The sequence below is a fragment of the Synechococcus sp. MIT S9508 genome (assembly GCF_047303045.1).
Lineage (GTDB): Bacteria > Cyanobacteriota > Cyanobacteriia > PCC-6307 > Cyanobiaceae > Synechococcus_C.
Window position 1 is genome coordinate 2,256,456 of record NZ_CP138941.1, and the last position, 25,050, is coordinate 2,281,505.

Consider the following 25,050-nt stretch of genomic DNA (forward strand, 5'->3'; position numbering starts at 1 on the left):
GAAACCCCGAAGAAATGTTCCGATACAAGGGGTTTCAGGTGAAGGGATTCGCACCCGCAACCCTCGCTGAAATTGTTAAGGTCGCCGGGTATCCCACAGCCTGCGGCTATCCGCACCCGTTCTCACTCATGACGATCGCTGTAGGACGCGCGCCACAGCGGGGATGGTTTGACGTCCTCGATGACTGGCTCAAGCGCGACCGCTTCGTTTTTGTCGGCTGGTCCGGCATTCTTCTCTTCCCAACGGCCTACTTGGCCATCGGTGGCTGGCTCACAGGCACCACCTTTGTCACCTCTTGGTACACCCACGGCATCGCCTCCTCGTACCTGGAAGGTTGCAACTTCCTGACTGCAGCTGTGTCCACCCCCGCTGATGCGATGGGTCACAGCCTTCTGTTGCTCTGGGGCCCTGAAGCCCAGGGTGATTTCGTTCGCTGGTGTCAGCTCGGCGGCCTCTGGGCCTTCGTTGCACTGCACGGTGCTTTCGCACTGATCGGCTTCATGCTGCGTCAGTTCGAGATTGCCCGTCTGGTCGGCATCCGTCCTTACAACGCCATTGCCTTCTCCGGTCCGATTGCGGTGTTCGTCAGTGTCTTCCTGATGTACCCCCTCGGCCAGAGCAGCTGGTTCTTCGCGCCCTCCTTCGGTGTGGCAGCGATCTTCCGATTCCTCCTCTTCCTGCAGGGCTTCCACAACTGGACCCTCAACCCCTTCCACATGATGGGCGTCGCCGGCATCCTCGGCGGTGCTCTGCTTTGCGCAATTCACGGTGCAACGGTGGAAAACACCTTGTTTGAGGATGGTGAGCAGGCCAACACCTTCAAGGCGTTCGAGCCCACCCAGGAAGAAGAGACCTATTCGATGGTCACCGCCAACCGCTTCTGGAGTCAGATCTTCGGTATCGCCTTCTCCAACAAGCGCTGGCTGCACTTCTTCATGTTGTTCGTGCCTGTGATGGGTCTGTGGACCAGCTCCATCGGCATCATCGGCTTGGCCCTCAACTTGCGCGCCTATGACTTCGTGTCACAGGAAATCCGCGCTGCAGAAGATCCCGAATTTGAGACCTTCTACACCAAGAACATCCTTCTGAATGAAGGTCTGCGTGCCTGGATGGCACCGGCTGACCAGCCGCACGAAAACTTCGTCTTCCCTGAAGAGGTTCTGCCCCGTGGAAACGCCCTTTAATTCCGGTCTTATCGCCACTGGCGGTAAAGACCTCGACTCCACCGGCTATGCCTGGTGGGCTGGCAATGCCCGTCTGATCAACCTTTCAGGCCGTCTGCTCGGTGCCCACGTGGCCCACGCAGGTCTGATGGTGTTCTGGGCCGGCGCCATGATGCTGTTCGAGGTGAGTCACTTCACCTTCGACAAGCCCATGTATGAGCAGGGTCTGATCCTGTTCCCCCACGTCGCCACACTCGGTTATGGCGTGGGCCCCGGTGGCGAAGTCACCGATCTCTATCCCTTCTTTGTAGTCGGTGTTCTGCACCTGATCAGTTCCGCTGTGCTTGGTCTCGGCGGTCTGTATCACGCCATTCGTGGACCAGAAATCCTGGAGAACTACTCCACGTTCTTCTCCCAGGATTGGCGCGATAAGAATCAGATGACCAACATCATTGGTTATCACCTGATTCTCTTGGGCGTTGGCTGTTTGCTCCTGGTCTTCAAGGCCATGTTCTTCGGTGGCGTGTACGACACCTGGGCACCGGGCGGCGGCGATGTTCGTCTGATCACCAATCCGACTCTCGATCCGGGTGTGGTCTTCGGCTATCTGTTCCGCGCTCCCTTCGGTGGCGAAGGCTGGATCATCGGTGTGAACTCCATGGAGGACATCATCGGTGGCCACATCTGGCTGGGTCTGATCTGCATCTTCGGAGGCATCTGGCACGTCACCACCAAGCCGTTCGGCTGGGTGCGTCGCGCCTTCATCTGGAACGGTGAGGCTTACCTCAGCTACAGCCTCGGTGCGCTGAGCTTTATGAGCTTCATTGCCTCGGCCTTCATCTGGTTCAACAACACCGCCTACCCCTCGGAGTTCTACGGCCCCACCAACGCCGAATCCTCCCAGGCACAGAGCTTCACCTTCCTGGTGAGAGACCAGCGTCTCGGTGCCAACATCGGTTCAGCCATGGGCCCCACCGGTCTTGGTAAGTACCTGATGCGTTCACCAACCGGTGAAATCATCTTCGGTGGTGAAACGATGCGTTTCTGGGATTTCCGCGGTCCTTGGCTTGAGCCGCTGCGTGGACCCAACGGCCTGAGTCTCGACAAGCTGCAGAACGACATCCAGCCCTGGCAGGTTCGTCGTGCTGCTGAGTACATGACTCACGCCCCCAACGCATCACTGAATTCAGTTGGCGGCATTATCACCGAGCCCAACTCGGTGAACTTCGTGAACATCCGTCAATGGTTGTCTGCGACCCAGTTCGTGCTCGCCTTCTTCTTCCTGGTGGGTCACCTCTGGCATGCAGGACGCGCGCGTGCTGCTGCTGCAGGTTTCGAGAAGGGTATTGACCGATCGGCAGAGCCTTCACTGGCCATGCCAGACCTCGACTGATCACTACGATCAGACCCAATCGAGATCACACATTTCGATCGTCATCCAGCCCCACTTCACAGTGGGGCTTTTTTAATGGACGACATCAATGATCGATCACAACACTCGGCCAAGGCAGCAGAGCGGAGTCAGAAGTCCAGATCGAGAAAGGTATGGCCTTTAGGAGGCTGATGCCGCTCCTGACCTGCGGCGGGAAGCTCAACCCGCTGGACCGAACGACTCCATTCATCAATGGATTCCGTGAAATAAGCCTGCTCAGCATGGAGGCTCAATGAAGCATTGCCTTGATCGGTGGCACTCACCGACAACGGCTCCATCGCCGATGCACTGAAGGCAAGCGTTGCTGAAAACAGAGTTGTGCCGAGTCCAGGAAGGAGAAAACGAAGCATGGCCAAGGGTGTGAAGAGGGCCTGACTTCGCATTAGCTAGGGCGAAAGAAAAATGGCAACGTTCCCCCTTGCCATCTATAAAACCTGCGATAGCCAACGTCGCAACAGCGGCAAGCTGAGGCCGATCACATTCGAATAACAGCCATCGAGACGCTCCACAAAGGAGCCTCCAAGACCCTCCAGCGCAAAGCCTCCTGCACAGCGAAGCGGTTCGCCGCTGGCGACATACGCTTCGATCTCCTGATCGCTGAGATCAGCAAACATCACCCTGGTGGTCACACACTCAATCAGCGGCTCTTGCGATGTCAAACCAAGGCCTGACATCAGGCAGTGGCCAGTGTGCAAATCACCCCAGGCACCACGCATGCGTTGCCAACGTTGCGCAGCCTGAGCCGAGTCAGCTGGCTTTCCGTACACCTCTCCAGCAAAAACAAACAACGAATCACATCCGAGCACGGCTGTGATGGCAGCGTCTTTGAGCTGACTGCGAACGGCCAGCGCCTTGGCCTGAGCCAGACGCCTGACCAGTGCGATCGGATCGGGATCCTGAATGGCCTCTTCATCAACACCGCTGATCTCGACACGATGGGGAATAGCCGCCTGCTCGAGGAGACGACTTCTTGCCGGGGACGCTGAAGCCAGCAGCAACATTGGTATCTCAGTGAGCGACGCTGAGAACGAGAATGGCATCGACAGCACATCACGTGTGACTCTTCAGGACCCCAGCGAACTCACACGGCATGCCATGAGGCGAGCACGCCAAGCGGTTTGCTGCCTTCCTTTGCAACGCAGCTTTTACCGCAACGTTGAACAGGCAGCCCTGAGCAGCAAAGAACTGGTGGCAAGACCAGATTGGCCTGCACAGACCAGGCGACGATTAAATGCCAGCGAGACAGAGGATCTGCTCATCTGGTTGATTCAACTGGGGGTTCTACGCCGGGAAGTTGACGGACAGGGGTTGACCGAACGGGTGCGCCTGACCCCTCTTGGCCGGGAGGTGCTGATCCCCTGGCCTGAAACGATCCCCTCAGCAGGCATTGGAAGCCGTCTGGTGCACTGGTGTCGTCGACACCGCCCCCGCTGGTGAGTGAGCACAGGATGACTGACAAGCCAGCAGAATTCATGCGAAGTCGAGCACAAATCACTGCAATGCCGCAGCTTGCGACTCTCGGCGAAGCGCAGTGAGCAAAACCTCCCGACCCACCCCGCTGATGGTGCTCGGCACCAGTAGTGGAGCAGGAAAATCGTTGATGTCAGCAGCACTCTGCAGAGTGCTGAAACGGCGTGGCGAAACACCGCTGCCCTTCAAGGGGCAGAACATGAGTAACAACGCTTGGGTGGATCAGAACGGCGGCGAAATGGCCTACTCCCAGGCCCTGCAGGCCTGGGCCGCCGGGCTGGAGCCAGTGCATGCCATGAACCCAGTGCTGCTCAAACCGCAAGGCGATTCGACCAGCGAGGTGATTCATCTTGGGAGCTCCGCCGGCACCTGCAGGGCAGAGCACTACTACCGGGACTGGTTCGACTCCGGCTGGGCTGCCATCCGCCAGGGTCTCGAGGATCTGCAGGCCAATCATCAAGGCGGAAGACTTGTGCTTGAGGGGGCTGGCAGCCCGGTCGAGGTCAACCTGCAGGCACGCGATCTCACCAACCTGCGTCTTGCCAAGTACCTGCAAGCCAATTGCCTGCTGGTTGCCGATATTGAACGCGGAGGCGTGTTCGCCCAGATCATCGGCACTCTCCAGTTGATGAAACCTGATGAACGGCGACTGATCCGCGGGCTGCTGGTCAATCGATTCCGAGGCAGACGAGAACTTTTCGATGAAGGTCGACGCTGGCTCGATACCAATACAGGCATTCCGGTTCTTGGAGTGATGCCATGGCTTGACGAGCTCTTTCCGCCTGAAGACTCCCTCGACCTGCTGGAGAGGAGAGGCCGCAAGCGCAGCGCTGAGCTTGAAATTGCCGTGGTGAAACTACCCTCACTCAGCAACTTTTCTGATCTCGACCCCCTGGAGGCGGAGCCAACCGTTGAGCTGCGCTGGATCGCACCGGGCGAAGCGCTTGGGTCTCCCGATGCCGTCGTGATCCCGGGAAGTAAACAGACCCTGCGCGATCTTGCTTCCCTGCGCAATAGCGGACTAGACGCTGAACTGATTCGTTATGCCAACAACGGCGGTGAGCTATTCGGCATCTGTGGCGGCATGCAGTTGCTCGGTGCGGAATTGCACGATCCCGATGGACTGGAGGGCGAAGAGCTACCAGGACAATCAGGCAGCGACGTCGCCGGCCTTGGCCTGCTCCCCCTGCGAACCGTATTCGGCGGCGAAAAGGCTCTGCATCAGCGCCAAGCTCTTGTGCTTTGGCCTGATCAGCAACCCCAGCTGAAGGTGGAGGGATTCGAACTGCATCGGGGAAGCAGCGAAGCCATCGACGACTGCGACGCATTCAGTGCAGATCAAGGTCTGGGCTGGATCCGTGCGACCACCGCAGGAACCTATCTGCATGGAATCTTCGAGAACGGGCCCTGGCGACGACGCTGGCTGAACCGGCTTCGACGCAGACGCGGACTGGCGGATCTCAGTGAGCAGCAACCGAACCACAGTCTTCAGAGAGACGCGCTGCTCGACCGCTTGGCCGATGCCTTTGAACAACATGTGAATCTGGAACCACTGCTGGACACATCCACGTGACCTCTGGGCACAAAAGGGTGGAAATCGTGTGGCCTGACGGTCAGCGCAGCGTCAGCTACAAAGGCGAAGACTGGTTAGCGGCAGCGCGGCAGGCCGGCGTGCATGTACCCACTGGCTGCATGGGAGGCAGTTGCGGCGCGTGCGAGATCGATGTTGATGGAACCACAGTGAGGGCCTGCATCAGCAGCGTGCCTGCGTCAGCATCGGGTCAACTCAAGGTGGAGTTGGCCACCGACCCCTACTGGTGATCCATCCGCCACCAACACCAGCTCGCAGTCTGCTGGTCGGAACTGCACGTGCCCTACTGGCTGGAGCCGCAGGAGGCGGACTGGCAGCGCTGGTGGTGAGTAGCACGCTCATGCTCCAGACCTGGATTTGGGGTGCATCGGTCGCGCGCGGTTTACCCAGCGATCGCTCCTTGCTGTGGTGTCTGGCCTGGTCGGGAACGATCGGCATCGCTCTGAGCCTGCTGCAACGGCGACGCTCAGGCAGTGAGCTCCCAGAAATGTCGGAGACGCTCGCTGAACTACGGCAACCGGAAGGATTGGACACGCATCAAGGCCTCAGGCAAGTCATCGGAGGCATGCTGGCTCTCGCTGGTGGGGGAACTCTCGGCCCGGAGGCATTGATGACCCGCCTCGTCGCCGTCGCCAGCCACGCCATCTGGAAAGGCGCGGATAGTGACTTGTTAGCGGCTGCAATGGCGGGATCTCTGGGATTGTTCCGCTCACCCCTGGTGGGCGGCGCAGCATTAGCAGGACATCAATGGCAGCTGATTTGGCGCTGGCTGCCAGGAACCCTTGGAGGATTGGCCGGTTTTGTGGCCTTCTATGGCTTAAGCGACCTGGGCGAAGGCATGCGAGGCGTGCCCTATGCCTGGCCCTCTGATCCCTCTCAACGCATCAGTGCGTTGCTGGCGGCCATGCTCGCTGGCCTGGCGGGTTGGCTCGCCGGACAGGTCATCAAGCGCTGGCGGCATTGGCTCCAACAGTTGCGGCTACTGGAACGCTTCTGGTGGATCCCGATCGGTACAGGTTTGCTGATTGGGCTCTGTCTCTGGGGATTACCACTGGCTGGCTTCTCCGGGGAGAACCAGTTGAAACCCCTCGTCCTGCAGGAATGGAGGCTGGGGACAAGCGTCTTGGTGCTGTCAGCCCTGGTCAAATTATTGATGGTCGGACTGTGTCTGGAGACCGGATGGAGAGGCGGCCAGTTTTTTCCAGTGATCCTCGCCAGCAGCGCACTGGGGATGGGACTGCACGAATGGATTCCCTGGATTGGCAGCATCGACACCTGGAGTGCGGGTGTTGTCGGGGGGTGCCTTGCGGTGCTGCTCAACTCGCCGCTACTCGGACTTGTGCTCGGCCTCACGCTGTTGCAGGGCCATGGAGCCGGAGCGCTGGTGATCGGCCTGCTGGTGGGTCTGATCCTGCAGCGAAGGCACTAAGTGGGAATTCTGGCCGGATTGGTTGCAGCACTGGCATGGACCCTGGCGAGCAGTCTGTGGCGAGGTCTCTTCACCTCTCTCAGCGCGGTTCAACTCAATGGGCTGAAGAATCTGATCGCCTGCGCAGCATTGCTGCCGGTGCTGGTCACACTCCCCTGGAACGGAGAAGGGAAGAGCCTGATGCTGCTGCTGATCAGTGGTGGTCTGGGAATTTCACTGGGAGACAGCTTTTATCTCGCCGCACTGAGACGTCTCGGGACACGCAGAACACTCACCCTCGAGTCGCTCGCACCCGTCGCAGCCGCTGCTGGAGGCTGGTTCGCCATGAGAGAGCAGCTCTCTGTTCAGGGCTGGGCTGGGGCACTGCTGGTCACGATTTCCGTGGTGTTAGTTGCCGTGCAGCAACCTCCTGACGCCACACGACTGCTCGACCGAAGCCGCCATGTGCAGGCGCACGGCTTGGTGCTGGGCTTGCTGGCTGTGGTCTGCGGTGTGGCAGGCGCCGCCGTCTCGCGCACTGTTCTGATCAACAGTGAGCTGACACCTCTGCAAAGTGCTGCCTGCCGTCTGCTGGGCGGCCTGCTGCTGCTGCTTCCCTGGCTGCGCTTGGCAGCCAGGTTTCCGCAACCACGCCCACGCAGTGTGCGTTGGCCGCGGGTGCTGGCTGCAACAGTGCTGGGAACCGTTCTGGGGATCCTGCTGCAACAGGTTGTGCTGCAGAGGTTGCCTCTGGGCATTGGCATCACGGTGCTGAGCACGGCACCGGTGATGGCCCTGCTGGTGGCCCGTGCCGAGGGGGATCAGCTGAAACCGTCCGTGCTGTTGGCCTCAACACTGGCCGTAACAGGCGTTGGTCTGGCAGTGCTGAGTTGAGCGGGGAAGCGCTCAGCTGAACCGGCGCATTGACTAGCGTCGCTGCGGAGAGATTGATCGGCAATGACAGACACAGCCACCTATCTCGGAGCCAATGGCTGGCTGCTGACCATATCTGGACTGAGGGTGCTGTTGGACCCATGGCTCAGTGGTCCACTGGTGTTTCCACCGGGTGCCTGGTTGCTGAAAGGTGAGATGCCAGAACTGATGCCCATTCCGGATCAGCTTGATTTGCTTCTGCTCACGCAGGGACTTCCAGATCATGCCCATCCAGAAACGCTGCAGACCCTGTCAAAACAGATCCCCGTGGTGGCATCGGCAGCCGCCGCGCGTGTGGTGCAGCGACTGGGATTTGAGACCATCACCGAGCTTCGACCCGGCGACACCACCACAATCGCTGGCCTGAAGATCCAGGCCACTGCAGGAGCAGCAGTCCCGGCAGTGGAGAACGGCTACCTGCTCGACTGGCCCGAGGGTTCCCTCTATCTCGAACCGCATGGTGTCTTGGATCCTGCGATTGATCAGCGCAGCGTCGACACCCTGATCACCCCCGTGGTGGATCTGGGCTTGCCGATGCTGGGAGCCTTCATCACAGGCGCTCGCGTGATGCCGGATCTGATCAGCCGTTTCCAGCCCAAGACCGTGCTGGCCAGCACCACAGGAGGCGATGTGAAATTCAGCGGGATGATCAGCAACCTGCTGAACGCCGCTGACGCCTCGACAGATTGCGCTGATCTTCCCGAAGACTGCACGCTGATCACACCCACAGTGGGGCGAGAGATCCCATTGCCATCAGGGTCGCGCTAAAAAAAGAGCAACGGGGCCCATTGCATGGCGTTGGATCAGCTGCTGACGCAACTGGAGATCAAAACGCGCGGACCTGGTTTCACCCCCCTGAACCAGCAACTGAATCAGTGCGTGCACCAAGCCGGACTGATCACCGGGGTGATGCATCTCACCTGCCTACACACCAGCTGCAGCCTCACCATCAATGAGAATGCCGATCCACGGGTCCTGAAAGATCTGGCGGCCTGGATGAATACCATGGTGCCTCAGGACGGAGCTGGGCCTAGCGGACCAGACGGTAGACGTCGCCGTTACCTGCACGACGACGAAGGTGATGACGACATGCCAGCCCATATCCGCACAGCGCTCACCACCCAGACCATGAGCTTGAGTGTTGATAACGGCCGACTGCTCCTGGGCACCTGGCAGGCGGTCTATCTCTGGGAGCATCGTTCATCACCGCATCACCGACGACTCGCCTGTCATCTGATCGGAAACATGAAAGATTCATCCAGCGATCGCGATCAGCTCTCGGCATCAGCCAGAAACACCACGGCAAACCTGCTGGCTCGCCGAAACGGACAACGACTGAACGATGTCGTTCAAGCGCGCCACATCCCGAATCCATGGGCTGAAGACGGTGGAATTGAGACAAACGTGGATCTGCTGATTGACAGGTTGCATGAGATCTCCTGTCAACAACAGTGACACCTCCGCAATGGCAACTCCGCAATGATCGCGACACGATGAGCACGCAGCCCAGCGCCAAGAGCACCAGCCGTGTGCTATTGGCAGGCCTGATCGGCAACGTCATGGAGTGGTACGACTTCGCTCTCTACGGCTACTTCGCGACCACCATCGGCAGGGAGTTCTTCCCCTCCAGTGACCCAGCCTCCTCAATGATCGGAGCGTTCGGGGCCTTTGCCGCCGGATTTCTTGTGCGACCGCTTGGGGGGATGGTGTTCGGTCGAATCGGTGATCTGGCCGGACGGAAACGAGCTTTGCAACTTTCCGTGATGGTGATGGCCTTGCCCACCGTCCTCATGGGTCTACTCCCCACGCATCAACAGATCGGCATCGCCGCCCCGATTGCGGTTGTCCTGCTGCGCATTATTCAAGGCTTGTCAGTGGGGGGCGAATACACCAGCTCAGTGATTTTTTTAAGCGAAAACGCCCCGGACCGCCAGCGTGGTTTTTATGCGATCTGGGGGCTATGGGGATCCGTGCTGGGCATGTTGATCGGCTCTGGATTCGGTGATCTGCTGGCCCACACGCTCAACCCAGACCAACTGGGGAGCTGGGGATGGCGACTGCCATTTTTGCTGGGAGCACTGGTTGCCACCTGCGGCGTTGTGATCCGCAGAGGCATTGGTGCCGAGATCATCGAACCGCATGCGAAGTCGCCGATTCGCGAAACCTTTGGTCGCTATCGCCTGCAGGTGCTGCGTGTCATGGCGCTGAACATCGCGAGCAGCGTCGGGTATTACGCCGTATTCGTCTACGCAGTGAGCTACTTGGAAGACATCGATCACCTCAGCACGGCAACATCCCTGAGCCTGAACACCGGCGTCCTGGCCATGCTGCTGATGCTGTATCCGATTTCAGCCTGGCTTTCCGACCGTATCGGTCGCAAACCGATGCTGATCAGCGGATCATCACTACTTTGCTTCGGTGCATGGCCGTTGTTCAACCTGATGCACAGCGGTGACCCTCAACAAGTGATTTGGGGAGAACTGGGTCTCACGTTGGCTGTCGCTCTGCTTGCAGGCGGAAAGAACCCCGCCAACGTGGAACTGATGCCTGCCGCGGTTCGCTGCACCGGCCTGGCCGTGGCATTCAACATTGCAGAAGGTTATTTCGGCGGAACAACCCCCTTGATTGCAACCTGGTTGATTGCACAAACCGGTGATCCGGTGTTGCCAGGGGCATGGGTCGCCTTCAGCGGACTGTGCACCCTGATCACGGCATGCGCCTTCACACGCGAAACCGCATTTCGTCCGCTGTCGACCAAGACAGTTTGAAAGCAGCTTGCTACAAGAAGGCAGAAGCCAATCTGCTGCCATGAGTCCAGAAGGGGAAATCTGGCCTGCCGTGGTGGGTGCGGGCTGATGTGTCTTCTTGCAGCGCTTGGACTGATCACACCCCGCCTCATTTTGGTTCTGTTGTGGCTGTTCAGTCCTGATGTTGTCCTTGGTCCCTTCTCAGCCCTGGCAATCCCCAATCCGATCCTTCCGGTTTTGGGTCTTGTGTTATTGCCAACCACGACACTTGGCGTGTGCTGGGCAACGATGTCGTTCGGAGGAGTGCAATCGTTCAGTGGACTGCTGATTGTTGTGATCGGCCTATTGATTGATGCAGGCCTAATTGGCAACGGCAGAGGCATGGCCAGACGTTGACGATCAGCTGTCCTGCTCGTCATCCATCGAGCGGCGCACGAAATATTGCGTCAGCAGGAGAAGCGCTAAGAAACCACCGGTCACAAGCAGAAGCAGCACGCCAAAAGATCAGGAACGTTGCTGCAGAAGCCTATTGAGGCGCCCACGCATCCGATTGACCTGTGAACGTTCCTTCTCGGATCGGTCGACCTGGCGAAATGACACGACAAAAACGGTTGCCGTAGAAGCGACTCCAAGAGCGAACAAGCTCAACGACAGGCAATCGAAGGTTTCCATGAGACGACAATGGACTCCTCAAACAAGATTAAATGAGGCCAACACTGCAATGCCTGCCTCCAATTCAAACCGGTTTCAACAGAATGGTTGGAGTTGGCTCAGACCATGACCTGTGAACGCTCCCTCTACGGTCAGACCTTGAATCTGAAAGCAGCGAGCGATGCCAGAGTCGCGGAGAGAGTGGCACAACATCTTCAAAGGCGGATCAAGGAAGATGACTGGCGTCCCTACAAATCCAAAGAGGAAGCACTGCGTGCCTGGAGTCGGCTCGGCGGGATACGTCTGCAAGTCATGCAGGCACTAGGCCTGCTGAACGATTCAAGTGATGGATCAATGGGTGAGCGCTGACGAACAAGACGTGACAACAGCACCCCAGTGATGCCATGACAAGGAAAGCTGCCGTTGCATGGCTTGAACTCAACACAGGTGCTGATCCAACAACCCAAAGAAGACACCTTGATCGATGCCTTAAGAGGCTGCAGGAACGTGACTGAGCTGAGGGCACTGGAGCAACGACTGGCCAACACGGACTCGATGCCACTCTTCGACTGGATCTGCGATCTGCTCGTGCAGCGGCGGATTTCCAGGGGTTTGGCGGCAAGGCTGTTAGGCCAGCTTCATAACAAGTGATTGCGGCCCACAGGATGGCCTGCAACACGACAACAAACAAAACAGGCAGACATCCTGAGACATACCCCAACTGCCATGCGCATCACGCTCATGTGCCTTTTGAAGCAGCGAGCATCGGACTGCGTTGCAAAAATACATGAAGTTACGTAAACATCATGTCGGATCAGCAGCCTGGCACCAAGACAGCAATGGAAGAGACTTTTGGAATGCAAACCTGGGTTGACGGCGAAACCTGGAATGGTCGACTAGCCATGATCGGCTTTGTCGTGGCAATCGCTATCGAAGTCGCAGCCGGACAGTCACTACTGCCACAAATCTGGTGACCGTCAACAAATACAGGCGAGCACAACCGATCTGCTGAACCAAGCCAAGAGCTGAAGAACTTTGTGAGGGTAGTTTCTCGAAAGACCAACTTGTATTCATCAAGTTGGTCATGTCACACCTGACTGTTACTTCGGCTCAACCGACACAACAAGCGCACAAACGACGAACTGCGGTGGATCGACTCGTTGATTTGAATCAAACTCACTTGTCCAATAGCCGTTGAAAGAGCGGAGACGTCACGAGCCATCTGCTCGAAGACGTGAAAAATCGATTAAATCACGCCACCAAAACATTACGTTCGAAAACAAGCTCAGCTCGAGCATCAAGATGCAACTTGAAGCGTGATCAACGGACTGACAATATATGTCGAGGAGATATGATTGTGGAAAAACAGAACGATGGAAAGCGAACTAAGCAAGCATCTGGCGAAAATACTCCATTCTTCCGAAGAATACTCCAGTGATGAATGCAATGGAGGAGCCGTCATTGAGCTTATTTTTGATTTACAAATCATGAATATCGAATCTCTTGACGACTTCAAGAAAAGGCAGTCAGAAGAAGCTGTCAAAAACTTAATTCAGGAATACCTCGATCGATAGACCCAGCGCTGACGATCAGTGCGTTGCCGCCAACCTAAAGCCCTGATCACACTCATTTTGATGCCCGGAGAACCGAAGGAGTGGCACGAAAACCCCAAGCCTCAATGGATCATTCCAATACACGGAAAGTGGGGCGTGGAAACAATAGATGGAGTCATTGTTGAAATGGGGCCAGGGAAGATCAATTCGGAGGAGATCAAGGAACACACAAACAGCAAGGTCACCGCTCATGGGCAATCGGAGAAACACCGGCTGAGCTGCTGTTGATTCAGGTGTCGGAACCACCACCTTGGAGTCCATGCAACTGAACGGTTCGAACACCTGCTAATGACAGAGTGAAATCGTCAGAATGGGTAAAACCAACATTTATCAAAGCACTGAGCCTATTAACAGTGATGAGTCAATACCCCACGGAATGGCATCTCGACGAAGCTGCTCTTGAATGGCTAGATCAGCTTCTCGACCAAAAATACCGCGATGGTGTGAGCAGCACTGATCTCTCCGCACATGCACGTGCAAGAGAAATGGTTGACTTATGGCGTGCACAGATGGGATCAAGACGTCACCAAGTCGACCCTTAACCGATTGACTTTAATCAAAACGTGCCTGAAAACAAAACACTCAGACAGTGCAACATGCACTAAGAAGCAAAAAATCATGAATCAATTAATGCACTAAAAACACCATCAAACCAGATTGTCCTGACAGCATTTAGCGTGGCCAGAGCATGATGACCAAAACCCCGAAAAGAGCAATACCAGCTCCTATCAAATCGCCAAGATCAAGCAAGTAACCATCAAGCTGACGTGCCCAGGCAAACGCTAAAACAATGAAGAATCCTCCATAAACAGCATAAACTCGCCCAAAATCCGAAGTTGGCTGCAAACAAGGTACAAACCCATAACCAATCAGTGCCACAATTCCTGCAGCTGCGAAAGTCCAATTTTTAGTCTCTCTGACGGTTTGCCAAACTAGCCATCCACCTCCGACTTCAAGCAGACCAGCTGCAATAAATAGAAGGATCGATAGCGCAATCGTCTGGGGAGTCCAGACGATTGATGGCTTCAAGACTGTTGAGCTCACTGCATCACTTACAGATGAATTACCTGGACCATCAAGTTCATCACTTGTCACTGGTTTACTAGATCTCTACATTCTATGTAGCCATAGATCTTCAAGCTGTCAGCACAAAATAATACATTGAAAGCAAATCATGAAAGCGATCACCAATGACCAGACCGATCAAATCACAACATTATTGCTAGAAAATCTTGTTTTGGTGTGAGCCATGGAAGTGACCCAAATTAAGTCATCCAATTAATTACATAGTTTATGACATTACACACGGAAGTTGTTGCAAATACAGCACCATCAACCGTGTTTGTTGCCTGTGGCGATTCAAGCCTAGATTTTTATGTGAAATTCTTCACTCACGATGTGAAGGGAGGCATTTGGGTTACAAGCGATATCAATCTGATGATTTGGAAGATATAGAAAGACAACTCGGTAGAAATACCATTTCCCCAGCGCACCCTTGATATCCCAGACTCGATTGACATCAGATACAACGATTCTGAGCAAGATTCATCATCATAAACTTTCTGCAAATCAACAATATTCTTTCAACTAAAAAAATCGAATCATTGACAGGTTTTCGTTATTTGATCAGATCGTACGGGTCGAGCTGCAAGCAGCAAACAGAGCTTCCTTAACACTTTGATCATCAAGGCATCGGTCACCTCAGCGCAGGCTAAGGCTGATCCAACAGGTCATCAGCAGCCTGATTGTCACCACCAGTCCACATGTTGACCTCCGGACCACCGGTCAATGCGGATGGCCTCGAACTGCTGTCATAAGCCAAGACTCCAATTTGGATGTCTTGGCTGAGTTCAGAGGGAGTGACAGGCCCATCGACAGCAACCATCAAAAGGGCAATCGACAGAAGGGTTTCCATCTGTGATTTGGCGTATCACCCTTCATAGCTCGAAAGAGGAGCGGATTCGATCGATCAAGCGAGAGCAGAATCCAAGATCGACTTTGACGACACTTGATCCCCAACGTGCTGAGTTGGTGACATTCAATGACAGCTGAGAAGCAAACAAAGTCAGACTCTTGCTCATGTTGATCAGCTGTCCAAGCCCGTTTGAAGCATTTGACAAGCCTCAAGGGGAAGGCTGGCTTGTGAACGGCGACCAACAACTGGTTGTGCAGTTCAAGCCCGATGCATCGACAACCCATGGACAGTGGGTGGAATTAAGAACATACAAATGGATTCGCCCACAACCGCCGGTTCCTGAGTCCAGAAGAAGACTCACCAAACCAAGCGCTAGTGAGGCCTGGAAGCATATGGTCAAGGTCGGATGGCGTCGATGTGCTCCGCCAGTGCGCTGACGAACTCATCAGAATACAAGTGCTGACTCCCTCCTGGATTGGGAATAACTCCAAGAGCAGTTCGATCCCCAATTGTTCAAACCCATACAGGCTGAGTAATCAAAGGAGAGCGTTGATGTTCAGGTGCTGGTGATCATCTGAATAACACCAAAAACAAACAAAGCCAAAACAATCGATGCAATAAAGGGCTTGCCTCGATTTGCAATACTAGCTTGAATCATTTGAAACATGTGTTCCTTATCACCTAGGTCAACCCATGTAAATATCAGCAAACTTTTCATTAATTTGCTATGAATTCGAGCGATTCATCAGACACAAAAGATACCCAGACAGTTGCCATTGCAATGAGACAGGTGGCGGCTGAGCCTGCATCGAGTGGAAATGATTCATGGGGGAGGGGGTAGGGGGGCCAAGCATGAGTCTTGATGCACTGCTGAAGCAACGACTCTCTGGGAGCCAAGTGGTTCTAGTCCCGCCAACGCATCGCCATCGCTCCAGCTCCGCATCACGCAGCAGGCATCTCCAGAAGGCCCTGCTGCCCCAAAAACTCAGGCCATCACACCACACAAACGAAACTGATTCTCATCAGCAGATTTGCACTCCTGACTGTGATTCTCAAGTGCATATTTACGACTACTGAATGTGATTCTCAAAAGCATATTTTGATCCCTTAATGTTCGGTTTTTACCCTTATCTTTCGCTCTTTTGTGATGTAGAACTGATTCATCCCTCCAAGAGGTTCGACATGACAAATTCAGCTGCCGCTCAAGCCACCATCACTATTCCCGTCGGTCCTGCAGGACGGGCCATGGCCGAGCCCATGTCCTCCGAGATGCTCGATCTCATGCAGGCTCACCTCAACCTGGAGCGTCAGTCCGCTGCTGCCTATTTCGCTGCTGCCATCTGGTTTGCTGAACGCGAGCTGGTCGGCTTTGCCGAGCATCTCCGCGATGAGGCCAAACAGGAAGAGCAACACGCTGCCAAGTTCGCCGATTACCTGATCTCCAGAGGTCAACGGCCTGTTCTCGACACCGTTGAACCGCCTCGTCAGCAATGGCCTGATGTCGAGCAGGTGATCGCCAATGTCTTCCGCATGGAAGCGGATGTCACAGCTTCCGTTCTGCAGCTCTACGGCACCGCTGAGCAGGATCTCGACCGCCGCACCTCGGTGTTCCTTGATCCCATCGTTGATGATCAGCGCCTTTCTGAGCACGAAGCCGCTTATCTGCTGGGTCGCGTCAAGTTCGCCGCAGGCAACCCTGCTGCCGTGATGATCATCGACGCCGAGCTCAGAGAAGGTGACGCCAAGCCCGCCAAGCTCGAAGCCTGATCCAACTCACAACAACCCAAAGCCCCGCCCAACGCGGGGCTTTGCTGTGCGCTGGCCAGGGTCGTCAACAAAAAACATCCTGAAATGAGCAACAACTTGCTGTTGTCAAACAGTGCACACGCTCATGATGAGACTTCTTCCAGTCGATCGCGATGACCTGGACCTATCTCGTCTGCCTGATCGCAGGCGGAATCTTAATCACATTGTCGATCGCTGGTGAATCAGACAGCGTGCTTGATGGAGAAGTTGCCACTGGGATTGCTGAAGGTGGCAACCCGGCGGTTTTGTTCAGCACATCGTTCTGGTCGTTTTCGTTGGCCGGGTTTGGTCTCTGCGGTCTACTGCTGCAACTGTTTGAAGGAACAGCCTCCTCCCGCTTCAATCTGCCCATTGCGCTGATGCTGGGAGTCAGTCTGGGATGGTGTGCTTCGCTTGCGTTGCGCTTTCTGGCCAGACGTGACGCCAACACAGTCGTGCTCGCAGGAGATCTGATCGGACTGGAAGCCAAAGTGACCTTGCCACTCAGCGAGAGTCAACGGGGCTTTGTGGAGACATCGGTGCGCGGCAGCTTGGTGCGACGAGCAGCACGCAGTGTCTGCGGTCATTTGGACCGGGGCCAGAACGTGGTGATTTTGCGTTGTGAGGGCACCACATTGATTGTCGATGCTCTGGACATGGTCAGCTGAATCAGGCGTGGCTAGGGAAGGACAATCGCCATCCCATGCATGCACCACAGCCTGGCAACAGAACCGGCGCCGGTTCTTGCCCAACGACAACCCAGCAGCAACCCAGCCGCGGCAGTGGTGACGATCGGTTCCAGCGTCTTTGTGGTGATCGTTGCACTCACCCTGATCAGCCGCTGGATGATTCGCATCTGCAGGCCCAATGAAATGCTGGTGGTGACCGGCTCCAAATCCAATCAGGGCAATCAGGGCATCAAGGGCTACCGCGTTGTTGCCAATGGCGGTTGCACCTTTGTGAAACCGATTCTTGAAACAGCCCGGCGGATGGACGTGACCTTGCTACCCGTGCTGGTTGAGGTGAACAACGCTTACTCCAAGGGCGGGACTCCTCTCAATATTCAGGCGATCGCCAATGTGAAAGTCAGCACTGATCCAGAGGTCCGTAACAACGCCATCGAACGTTTTCTCGGGCGTGATAACAAGGAGATCGTGCAGGTCGCTAAAGAGAATCTGGAAGGCAACCTACGCAGTGTGTTGGCGCAGCTCACCCCGGAGCAGGTGAATGAAGACCGTCTGCGTTTTGCTGAACAAATCGCTGATGATGTCGGCGAAGACCTGCGCAGGCTGGGGCTGCAGCTCGACACCCTGAAAATTCAGAGTGTCTACGACGACGTCGACTATCTCAATTCGATCAGCCGAAGGCGCGTGGCCCAGATCGTGCGAGACGCTGAAATCGCTGAAGCAGAGGCTATCGGTCAGGCCGAACGCATTGAAGCCGAGATGGAGGAAGTGGCTGAGGTGGTGCGCACTGAGGCCGACACCGTGGTCCTTGAGAAGGACAACGACGTTCGAACCCAAGTGGCCCAAATGGAAAAACAGGCCCGCTCGGAGGAAGAGCGGACTGAAGCCGCTGAACTGGAAGCCAGAGCTCGTGCCGAACAGCAATTGCAGAAGGTGCGTGCTGAACTCGAGCGTTTGCGCCTGAAAGCTGAGGCGATCCTTCCATCCAAGGCTCAACAAAAAGCTAAGGAGCTGCGGGCTCGTGGTCAGGCCGCAGCCACGGCAGAGGATGTCAAAGCCAGCGCCCTTGTCAACGACATGCTGACTCAGGTCTGGGAAGAAGCGGGCAGCACAGCTGAGCTTGTCTTCCTGCTGCAACAGATCGAGATGGTGCTTGCGCAAGCAACCCGGCTGCCTGCGCAGCTGCAGCTCAAACGCATCACTGCTCTCGATGGCAATGACGCATCGAGCCTGGCCAGCCTGGTGGCCTTGAACCACAAAGTGGTTCGTCAATTCTTCGAGCAAGTCAAGGACATCCTTGGCGTTGATCTGCTCGGCACCTTGTCCTCAACTGGAGTGAAGTGATGTTTTTTGCAGTTGGTCTGACTGGAGCCGCAGGCCTGTGGGCCTTTGTCGTGCTTCTGCGTCAGCTCTATTACATCTGTCAACCCAGCGAGGTACTGATCTTTGCTGGCTTAGGCAAAACAACCGGAGATGGGCGCAAGGTGGGCTATCGCACCGTGCGAGGCGGCAGTGCTCTACGCATCCCTGTTCTGGAAGAGGTGATGCGACTCGACCTCAGCAACATGATCATCGAGTTGCGCGTGGAAAACGCCTACTCCAAAGGAGGGATCCCACTGAATGTCGCCGGAGTGGCCAACATCAAAATTTCCGGTGATGAGCCTGGAATCCATAACGCGATTGAACGTCTGATCGGTAAAAGTCAGGATGACATTCGCCACATTGCCAAGGAAACCCTGGAAGGGAATCTGCGAGGTGTGATGGCGAGCCTGACTCCAGAGCAACTCAACGAAGACAAGATCACCTTTGCCAGAACCTTGCTGGAGGAGGCCGAGGATGATCTCCAGAAGCTAGGCCTCGTCCTCGACACACTCCAGATCCAGAACATCTCAGATGATGTGCGCTACCTGGATTCAATTGGCCGCAAACAATTGGTGGAGCTGAAGCGAGACTCCCGAATTGCGGAAGCGGAGGCCACGTCTCAATCGGCGGTCAAGCAAGCTGAAAATGCACGCATCACCTCACTGCGTCGTCTCGACAAAGAACTCGCCATCGCCACAGCCAATGCCCAGAAACGCATTAAAGATGCTTTAACTCGCCGCGATGCTCTGGTCGCCGAAGTGGATGCACAGGTTGGTGCGGAACTGGCTCGAGCCGAAGCTGAATTGCCGGTGCAGGAAGAACGGATCAAACAGGTGATGCAGCAGCTCGAAGCCGATGTCATTGCACCGGCAGAATCCGAATGCGAAACGATGATCGCGGATGCCAAAGGTGCAGCAGCTTCCATCGTTGAACAAGGACGATCGCAAGCCGAAGGTCTTCAGGAACTTGTGACCTCACTCAAACGGTCTGGCTCCGATGCCAAACGTCTGTTTTTGCTGCAGAAGCTGGAGCCACTGCTGACCATGCTGAGCGACACGGTGCAGCCCATCGAAGTGGAGGAAGTTTCCCTGATTGGAGAACGCGATGGACAGATGAACCTCTCGATCGCCACCTTGCTGCGCCAACTTCAGGACAGCACAGGCCTACGCCTGCCGAATGCCATCGAGAAGGCATCCATGGATCAGCCTTCCGCAACAGGATCAGACCCAACGTCCAGCTGATCAGTTAGGGCATCGCCAAGATCCAATGTGATGAAGGTCAAACGAAACCAGCCAACCACGAGGCGTTGTCCTGCACCAACTGAACAGAAGACTGATCAATCCAATAGCGAGAGAGAATGACTAATGGTCATTACAAGTTTGATCGCGAGATTCCTCATTGAGCACCGTGAATCAAAAACTGGTGAAACTCAATGGGGATCATTGGTGGCTTGATCTCCTTGGGGGATGCTTCGGAATTGCCATCGCGCTTGGCCTGGTCCGATTTGATTTTGGCATCATCGGCAGCCTGATGGCAGATGCAGAATGGATCGCTGTTGAAGACATTGGCAAGCTCGCTGCCATCAATATGTTCGGCTACCTCGCCGGCTGCATTCAACAGGCATACACGAAAAGTCGTGAAGCATCGATCAGATCAATACGCATCGCAATCGTCGTGATCATCGCTTCCATTGTTCTGGAAGGACGATTGATTCATTTCACCAGTCAATCCATCCTCAGGCTGCTTTGTGGATGGGGGGCTGCGCATCTTGTCTCTGGCCTGCCGACGCTCGCACTAGAACGGGTCCCCTACCAGTGGAGGAGAAAAGCAACTGGACTGATCATGTGTGGAGGCGGCATTGGATCGTTACTCGGAGCCATTGCAATCGGTTTATTCTCACCAACATCAGCACCCTCAGCCTGGAATATTCTTGCAATGTTGACCATGGCGCTCAGCCTGCCAACGTTTAAGTTAGTGGCAAGGAATAAACGATTCCTACCAACCGATTCGACGCCTGAGGCAGAAAGCCAACAAGATGATCGTCGACGCACAAGTCGCCAAAAACTGAATTTACTCATACCGATCATTATCTTTGGCTTTGCACTGATGCAAGTGGGGCAAGTGCCTGCCATTCTTTACGAGCCCTTGGTCGCAATCAAAAAAATCGGTCTAACCCCGATGATGTCAAGCAGCGTGGACAGCCTATTTGGGATCGGATTGATCATCGGCGGATTAATTCCGACATTGGCGTCTTCAAAACTCACAACCAGGCTATTCCTGCCTGTCATCTCAAGCGTTGGACTCTTGGGTGTAATTCTTTTTGGACTATCGGAAGATGTCTTAATGCTATCGAGCTCTATTTTCCTGATTGGAGTCTGGGATATGATGACGGGGACGCTTACACTCGACAGGCTCGGGCAACTTTGCGACGAAGATGCACAACGTCGCGCATGGTCCGCTGCTACATCAATCGGCGCCCTAGGCTTCATCATCTTCTCGTCTGCGACAGCACAGCTCTCAAGACAAAATCTCGAGCTTATTCTGATCCTCGGAATTGCAGCGGTAGCTGTTCAGTTTTTTCTGGAATCAATCCAATATTCAATGTCCTCAAAGCAAGCATCTCTATTGATTTCTGATTGAAACGCTGAAAACCATTGTCAACTATCGTTGGGTAGCAGAAGTTGATTTAAAGGATCTTCTGGGTTTGACTGAGCAATGAATCAAGCGCGACGCTAAAAAACTCTGGTTTCTGCTACGAAGGACTGTCTTTGCGTCCAACTCGTGCAGCACTATCTGATTGTCTGGAACTTCCCAACAGTTGCGGGCTCATGGGAGGCTTGCCCCTCGTTTGCTGAGTACATCAATGCAGGAGGTCCAGGCGACAAATTTGAAGGTTTTGAACTGAGGTATCGCGTGTGTGATCCCATCGCTGGCAGAGGAATGGCCATTGCGGTGGCGAGTGACATCAGCAAAGTCTGGGCCCATCTGGCGCCTTGGATCAAAGGCTTCGGGATCAAATTTGAGGTCACACCAGTTGTCTCCGACTCAGAGTTTGCGGCAATGTGGCCAGGAATCCAAGCATCTGCGAACGCTGAATAAGCGAAGGTTGTGATCAAGAGGCTATGCAGAGTTTCTACCTATTGAAAGTTCTCCTAGTTGCGTTTCAAAGGGGTCGGGTCAACTTCTATCGATGCCTCTGATGAGTCAACAACAAGAACCAACCTGTCCGATGCCTCAGCCTCAGCCCGTCTGCCCGATGAAAAGCAGAAGTTCACGGGAGTAATCCTTGTCAACAGAGGGGTTAAGGCCGGAGAAATCCGGCCTTTTTTGATTACGGACATTCAGGCACCCTTGAAAAAGTTTCATCGGTGACGGATTCATTGTGAATCAACTGACATCGTCACCGGGTTCAGGCAAAGCTCCATGGAACCTCTTGTCTTGCTTGCATTCCTCTTCGTTGCATTTTATTTGTCGACAAAAGATTATTAATCAAGTCGCAATATCGCCAAGATCGAATGTATTACAGTCATGCCCAGGTCAGCCAGCATGGAGCCAGCCAATGGCTGAGGTTTTGCCTTGACGAAGTCTTTTCAAATTTGAATAGTACGCATATTCATCAGACTATGAGTCTGCATGATTGGTTAGCTAAGACCGATTTCTCGCCAAGTAGTGGTCACTGAAGACCGCGTCTCGTGCACCAATAGATCCTTGGCAAGAATCGTGAGTGCAATTCCCATCAGGGCAAGACCAGTTCCACTATCTTTGTCTGCAGCATTCGATACGATCCTTGACAATTCTAGATGTTTTTGCCAGGAGAGATGCATTGAAATCAGTGGGAATAACCATTTTTAAGTGATTCAGCAGATCGAATGGCAGTCATTAGCTGATTCAGGCAACGCTTTGTAATCAACACAATGTATTCACTCGAGCATCAATCCGTCGAAATGGTTGCAATGACTACGTTTGTGATTTGCTGTTCAGAAACATCTGGGGTAACTTCTGCATGCCAAGCCAAAAGCTCTTATGGAACCAATTGCTTTGACTCTGGGCCAAAAGTTTGAAATCGAAAAATTCTCCAGAGAGATCGACAACTCCAAAGATGTACAGCAGCTTCGTTCGATTGCCAAAGATCTTTTAATGGCTTGGCAGCAACAGCAAGCAGCAAGTGCATGGGCAATTCGGCAATCACAGGGGCTTTAGTAGCGCCAATGAGAGGCAGTCGTCACAGAAAGCTGCCTCTGCAATTTGACTTGCCACGAGGAACTTGAACGGAAGCTGAAAGAGCGCAGAAGACGTTCTGATCCAACCATCAGCCTTTGCCTTGAGCTCTGTCACTGATTGGATAGCACTTCAGCATCAGCGTTAGAACAGCGGGTGGCATGATCAATTGATCGATTCAACCGAGCTGGCGTCGTACCAGGCCAGTGATAACAGGGAGACTGTTCTCAAAGAATGTGGAGAAGCATCCAGTTGGCAGCCACAAAGTGACCATCTTTTGATGGCCTCTCGCACAGAGCTTCAACTCACTTGATGGAACTTGGATCGATGATCCCAACAAGAAGCTGTGAATTTCACCTATTTGCATCGTTGGCAGCAAAGATGAATCATCTGCCGAAGATTCATGTATACCATCGAGCGATTGAACGACACATCTTCTGAGAGGGAAGTTTGGGTCCCAGAAATTCAATACAAAACAGAGTTCAAAGCTTTTGTCAGTGCCCGCACAAAGTGCATGGCTACAGGCAAAACATACCGAGTGTTCAATACACAGTCAAAAGATGTTCAATGCATCATCACTTTACGCGACTGTAGGAAAATGTTTAATCTTTAAAGCGGCGACGCATCAACCCCTAACGAGCAGGTCAATCTTCGATGATCTGAACATTGTCACAACAGATAATCCCAACCCTCATACTTGCAACCTCGAAGTCGAAAGGCCGACTGCTCGAATATCGACAGTTGCTAGAACGAAGAATATCTACCCGCACTTCATGGAAAAGTCAGAGAAAAGCGCACTGGTCAAAATCGCTTTGCTGGCTTTTGGTTGGCCTCTGGCTCTCAATCATTTCTATGAGGGAAACCCTGGAATGGGCTTGACAGCACTCTTAGGAACCTGGGTTGCCTGGGGCACGATTTTCGGAATCGTCGTCTGGATCTTTCCCTACTTCAATGCTCTTTTCAAAGCCTTGCGAGAGTTTGAAGGCAAACCTCAGCAACATGAGGAAAGGCCATCCTTAGATCCAAAACGCCAATGATCTTGTCGTCCTGACTCATTGAACTTGAGAAAAGGTTCTGAAATCGAAGTGCAGCGATCAAGCAATCAGCTCCAACGCAGAGGAGCACATGGCAGCCAAGATGTTCCAAGACGAGAAATTGACGATCAACAGCTGATCAACCGCCGAGTTGAGCTCACATGAGTCCTTCCTCGCACACGGATCAAACCGGATGAGCGCCAGACTCCACTGATGCCGAATCGCTATCGCGCCACTCATGAATCTCCACCGAAACCCGGAGGGGAAGGCTGGCTGGTGAATGGTGATGCACAGCTACTGGCGAGGTTCAGCAATGACAACCCCACTGCTAATGGCCAGTGGGTCATCTTGAGCACGTATCGCTGGGTGAGGCCGAATCCTCCGATTCCGCAGAGCCAGAGACGCATGCTCCGGCACAACGCCGTAGAGGCCTGGGAAAACATGCAAATGTTGGGTTGGCGCAGGTGCCAGCCACCGGTGCGTTGACTGGCTGTACCCCTGAGTGATGGCCAGAATTGGCTCAACCGATGCATTCCCATGGCCCGGACTGAACGTCACCCAGACGACATCACCCATCAACTCTTACGAGCCATTGGCCTGCTGCTGATGCTGAGTGTGGCCGGTGTATTGGCACTGGTGGTGGTAAAACCAGCTTCCTACTGGGAAGGAGTGGCTGGAGGTGCGGAACGAGCCCCCGCGCCTTGTGTGAAAGACACCTCGATGGAGATATGAACCTCCAGCACTTGCCTGGATGTCCAGAGCTCGACGCTGGCCCTGATCAACAGTGGATCAGATCGATGGAGGAGCCTCATCGTCAGAGCATGTATAAAATAACACACAGATAACCGGTGTCGCTGGAGGAGGGCTGATGGCCGCCGATCCGAAGGAGGAGCTGATCGAAGGCCTGAAGCATTGCCTGTGGTTTAGAGGTCCGGTCCTCATGGATCACCTCATGACCCTGCGGCATGACGTGAATCAACTCAATGCACCACCAAGACCAGCCACGAAAAGAGTCGACGACGAAGACTCCTTCAATCCTTAA

General features: G+C 54.5%; 35 protein-coding genes. 29 read left to right on the forward strand and 6 right to left on the reverse strand.

The genetic code is table 11. From position 1 onward, the window contains the following. Nucleotides 1–128 precede the first annotated feature (128 nt). Entirely contained in the window at nt 129–1,184 is a 1,056-nt protein-coding gene (psbD, locus tag SIB42_RS12490) for a photosystem II D2 protein (photosystem q(a) protein) (RefSeq protein WP_006041823.1), read from the forward strand. Further along, nucleotides 1,168–2,556 carry a photosystem II reaction center protein CP43 gene (gene psbC / locus SIB42_RS12495; protein WP_067099108.1) on the forward strand — a complete coding sequence of 463 codons (1,389 nt, stop codon included), beginning with the start codon at nt 1,168–1,170 and terminating at the stop codon, nt 2,554–2,556. The genes psbD and psbC overlap by 17 nt, the downstream gene beginning before the upstream one ends. 128 nt (nt 2,557–2,684) lie before the next feature. Here psbC and SIB42_RS12500 read toward each other — a convergent pair whose 3' ends face one another. After that, nucleotides 2,685–2,945: a hypothetical protein gene (locus SIB42_RS12500; RefSeq protein ID WP_067099126.1), complete on the reverse strand. Its 261-nt coding sequence runs from the start codon at nt 2,943–2,945 to the stop codon at nt 2,685–2,687. Nucleotides 2,946–3,020: 75 nt separating this feature from the next. Next, the gene (locus SIB42_RS12505; protein ID WP_067099106.1) at nt 3,021–3,596 is read right to left on the reverse strand and encodes a Maf family protein; all 576 of its coding nucleotides are present in this window, start codon (nt 3,594–3,596) and stop codon (nt 3,021–3,023) included. A gap of 10 nt (nt 3,597–3,606) precedes the next feature. Here SIB42_RS12505 and SIB42_RS12510 point away from each other — a divergent pair, with 10 nt between their 5' ends. Next, nucleotides 3,607–4,032: an Npun_F0494 family protein gene (locus tag SIB42_RS12510; RefSeq protein WP_231856523.1), complete on the forward strand. Its 426-nt coding sequence runs from the start codon at nt 3,607–3,609 to the stop codon at nt 4,030–4,032. 54 nt (nt 4,033–4,086) lie between these two features. Here the strand turns inward: SIB42_RS12510 and SIB42_RS12515 are convergent, their stop codons facing one another. Next, a complete protein-coding gene (locus tag SIB42_RS12515; protein ID WP_413328701.1) occupies nt 4,087–4,266 on the reverse strand; it encodes a hypothetical protein in 180 nt (59 codons plus the stop codon). Between SIB42_RS12515 and SIB42_RS12520 the strand changes: the two genes are divergently transcribed. The 13 genes from SIB42_RS12520 to SIB42_RS12580 all read left to right on the forward strand — a co-directional run bounded on the left by SIB42_RS12520 (nt 4,196) and on the right by SIB42_RS12580 (nt 13,550). Beyond that, the gene (locus SIB42_RS12520) at nt 4,196–5,638 is read left to right on the forward strand and encodes a cobyric acid synthase (RefSeq protein WP_413328690.1); all 1,443 of its coding nucleotides are present in this window, start codon (nt 4,196–4,198) and stop codon (nt 5,636–5,638) included. The genes SIB42_RS12515 and SIB42_RS12520 overlap by 71 nt on opposite strands. Continuing rightward, nucleotides 5,635–5,886: a 2Fe-2S iron-sulfur cluster-binding protein gene (locus SIB42_RS12525; protein WP_067099100.1), complete on the forward strand. Its 252-nt coding sequence runs from the start codon at nt 5,635–5,637 to the stop codon at nt 5,884–5,886. Before SIB42_RS12520 ends, SIB42_RS12525 begins: the two co-directional genes overlap by 4 nt. Continuing rightward, on the forward strand, nt 5,883–7,085 hold the full coding sequence (locus SIB42_RS12530; RefSeq protein WP_082825131.1) for a chloride channel protein: 1,203 nt from the start codon (nt 5,883–5,885) through the stop codon (nt 7,083–7,085). Before SIB42_RS12525 ends, SIB42_RS12530 begins: the two co-directional genes overlap by 4 nt. Then, nucleotides 7,086–7,958 (forward strand): DMT family transporter, encoded by an 873-nt coding sequence (locus SIB42_RS12535; RefSeq protein WP_067099097.1) that lies wholly within the window; start codon nt 7,086–7,088, stop codon nt 7,956–7,958. It begins immediately after the preceding gene. Nucleotides 7,959–8,021: 63 nt separating this feature from the next. Further along, the gene (locus SIB42_RS12540; RefSeq protein WP_067099094.1) at nt 8,022–8,765 is read left to right on the forward strand and encodes an MBL fold metallo-hydrolase; all 744 of its coding nucleotides are present in this window, start codon (nt 8,022–8,024) and stop codon (nt 8,763–8,765) included. A 24-nt stretch (nt 8,766–8,789) separates the two neighbouring features. Then, nucleotides 8,790–9,452 carry a secondary thiamine-phosphate synthase enzyme YjbQ gene (locus SIB42_RS12545; protein ID WP_067099091.1) on the forward strand — a complete coding sequence of 221 codons (663 nt, stop codon included), beginning with the start codon at nt 8,790–8,792 and terminating at the stop codon, nt 9,450–9,452. Nucleotides 9,453–9,490: 38 nt separating this feature from the next. Further along, entirely contained in the window at nt 9,491–10,765 is a 1,275-nt protein-coding gene (locus SIB42_RS12550) for an MFS transporter (protein WP_067099117.1), read from the forward strand. A gap of 87 nt (nt 10,766–10,852) precedes the next feature. Beyond that, on the forward strand, nt 10,853–11,140 hold the full coding sequence (locus SIB42_RS12555; RefSeq protein WP_067099088.1) for a hypothetical protein: 288 nt from the start codon (nt 10,853–10,855) through the stop codon (nt 11,138–11,140). A 381-nt stretch (nt 11,141–11,521) separates the two neighbouring features. Beyond that, nucleotides 11,522–11,764: a hypothetical protein gene (locus SIB42_RS12560; RefSeq protein WP_067099114.1), complete on the forward strand. Its 243-nt coding sequence runs from the start codon at nt 11,522–11,524 to the stop codon at nt 11,762–11,764. Nucleotides 11,765–11,827: 63 nt separating this feature from the next. Continuing rightward, complete coding sequence (locus tag SIB42_RS12565; protein ID WP_197459957.1) at nt 11,828–12,046, forward strand: hypothetical protein; 219 nt, start codon at nt 11,828–11,830, stop codon at nt 12,044–12,046. A 155-nt stretch (nt 12,047–12,201) separates the two neighbouring features. Continuing rightward, nucleotides 12,202–12,369, forward strand: coding sequence for a high light inducible protein (locus tag SIB42_RS12570; RefSeq protein WP_369818488.1), 168 nt, complete (start codon nt 12,202–12,204; stop codon nt 12,367–12,369). A gap of 399 nt (nt 12,370–12,768) precedes the next feature. Beyond that, nucleotides 12,769–12,969: a hypothetical protein gene (locus SIB42_RS12575; RefSeq protein ID WP_156485333.1), complete on the forward strand. Its 201-nt coding sequence runs from the start codon at nt 12,769–12,771 to the stop codon at nt 12,967–12,969. 395 nt (nt 12,970–13,364) lie between these two features. Continuing rightward, nucleotides 13,365–13,550, forward strand: coding sequence for a hypothetical protein (locus SIB42_RS12580; RefSeq protein WP_067099069.1), 186 nt, complete (start codon nt 13,365–13,367; stop codon nt 13,548–13,550). 130 nt (nt 13,551–13,680) lie between these two features. Here SIB42_RS12580 and SIB42_RS12585 read toward each other — a convergent pair whose 3' ends face one another. Next, complete coding sequence (locus SIB42_RS12585; RefSeq protein WP_231856522.1) at nt 13,681–14,103, reverse strand: YnfA family protein; 423 nt, start codon at nt 14,101–14,103, stop codon at nt 13,681–13,683. Between the two features lie 198 nt (nt 14,104–14,301). On the opposite strand from SIB42_RS12585, the gene SIB42_RS12590 reads away from it, so the two are divergent. Beyond that, the gene (locus SIB42_RS12590) at nt 14,302–14,463 is read left to right on the forward strand and encodes a hypothetical protein (RefSeq protein WP_369818487.1); all 162 of its coding nucleotides are present in this window, start codon (nt 14,302–14,304) and stop codon (nt 14,461–14,463) included. 256 nt (nt 14,464–14,719) lie between these two features. Here SIB42_RS12590 and SIB42_RS12595 read toward each other — a convergent pair whose 3' ends face one another. Then, nucleotides 14,720–14,923, reverse strand: coding sequence for a hypothetical protein (locus SIB42_RS12595; protein ID WP_067099066.1), 204 nt, complete (start codon nt 14,921–14,923; stop codon nt 14,720–14,722). 164 nt (nt 14,924–15,087) lie between these two features. Between SIB42_RS12595 and SIB42_RS12600 the strand changes: the two genes are divergently transcribed. Then, nucleotides 15,088–15,360, forward strand: a complete 273-nt coding sequence (locus SIB42_RS12600) for a DUF1651 domain-containing protein (RefSeq protein ID WP_067099063.1) — start codon at nt 15,088–15,090, stop codon at nt 15,358–15,360. 119 nt (nt 15,361–15,479) lie between these two features. Here the strand turns inward: SIB42_RS12600 and SIB42_RS12605 are convergent, their stop codons facing one another. After that, on the reverse strand, nt 15,480–15,641 hold the full coding sequence (locus SIB42_RS12605) for a hypothetical protein (protein WP_156485332.1): 162 nt from the start codon (nt 15,639–15,641) through the stop codon (nt 15,480–15,482). 464 nt (nt 15,642–16,105) lie between these two features. On the opposite strand from SIB42_RS12605, the gene SIB42_RS12610 reads away from it, so the two are divergent. The 11 genes from SIB42_RS12610 to SIB42_RS12660 all read left to right on the forward strand — a co-directional run bounded on the left by SIB42_RS12610 (nt 16,106) and on the right by SIB42_RS12660 (nt 25,050). After that, complete coding sequence (locus SIB42_RS12610) at nt 16,106–16,690, forward strand: ferritin (RefSeq protein ID WP_413327797.1); 585 nt, start codon at nt 16,106–16,108, stop codon at nt 16,688–16,690. 152 nt (nt 16,691–16,842) lie between these two features. After that, nucleotides 16,843–17,376: an NfeD family protein gene (locus tag SIB42_RS12615; RefSeq protein WP_067098951.1), complete on the forward strand. Its 534-nt coding sequence runs from the start codon at nt 16,843–16,845 to the stop codon at nt 17,374–17,376. A gap of 39 nt (nt 17,377–17,415) precedes the next feature. Then, nucleotides 17,416–18,738: a flotillin family protein gene (locus SIB42_RS12620; RefSeq protein ID WP_067098953.1), complete on the forward strand. Its 1,323-nt coding sequence runs from the start codon at nt 17,416–17,418 to the stop codon at nt 18,736–18,738. Then, nucleotides 18,738–19,997, forward strand: coding sequence for a flotillin family protein (locus SIB42_RS12625; RefSeq protein ID WP_067098955.1), 1,260 nt, complete (start codon nt 18,738–18,740; stop codon nt 19,995–19,997). Before SIB42_RS12620 ends, SIB42_RS12625 begins: the two co-directional genes overlap by 1 nt. 166 nt (nt 19,998–20,163) lie before the next feature. Next, nucleotides 20,164–21,396: a YbfB/YjiJ family MFS transporter gene (locus SIB42_RS12630; RefSeq protein ID WP_074160798.1), complete on the forward strand. Its 1,233-nt coding sequence runs from the start codon at nt 20,164–20,166 to the stop codon at nt 21,394–21,396. 141 nt (nt 21,397–21,537) lie between these two features. Then, nucleotides 21,538–21,855, forward strand: a complete 318-nt coding sequence (locus SIB42_RS12635) for a DUF3303 domain-containing protein (RefSeq protein ID WP_067098965.1) — start codon at nt 21,538–21,540, stop codon at nt 21,853–21,855. Nucleotides 21,856–22,779: 924 nt separating this feature from the next. Beyond that, the gene (locus SIB42_RS12640) at nt 22,780–22,956 is read left to right on the forward strand and encodes a hypothetical protein (RefSeq protein WP_170951766.1); all 177 of its coding nucleotides are present in this window, start codon (nt 22,780–22,782) and stop codon (nt 22,954–22,956) included. A gap of 578 nt (nt 22,957–23,534) precedes the next feature. Next, nucleotides 23,535–24,011 (forward strand): hypothetical protein, encoded by a 477-nt coding sequence (locus SIB42_RS12645; protein ID WP_156485316.1) that lies wholly within the window; start codon nt 23,535–23,537, stop codon nt 24,009–24,011. Between the two features lie 210 nt (nt 24,012–24,221). After that, complete coding sequence (locus SIB42_RS12650; protein ID WP_067098971.1) at nt 24,222–24,494, forward strand: DUF1651 domain-containing protein; 273 nt, start codon at nt 24,222–24,224, stop codon at nt 24,492–24,494. A gap of 51 nt (nt 24,495–24,545) precedes the next feature. Then, on the forward strand, nt 24,546–24,740 hold the full coding sequence (locus SIB42_RS12655) for a hypothetical protein (RefSeq protein ID WP_067098974.1): 195 nt from the start codon (nt 24,546–24,548) through the stop codon (nt 24,738–24,740). A gap of 136 nt (nt 24,741–24,876) precedes the next feature. Then, nucleotides 24,877–25,050 (forward strand): hypothetical protein, encoded by a 174-nt coding sequence (locus tag SIB42_RS12660; RefSeq protein WP_156485317.1) that lies wholly within the window; start codon nt 24,877–24,879, stop codon nt 25,048–25,050.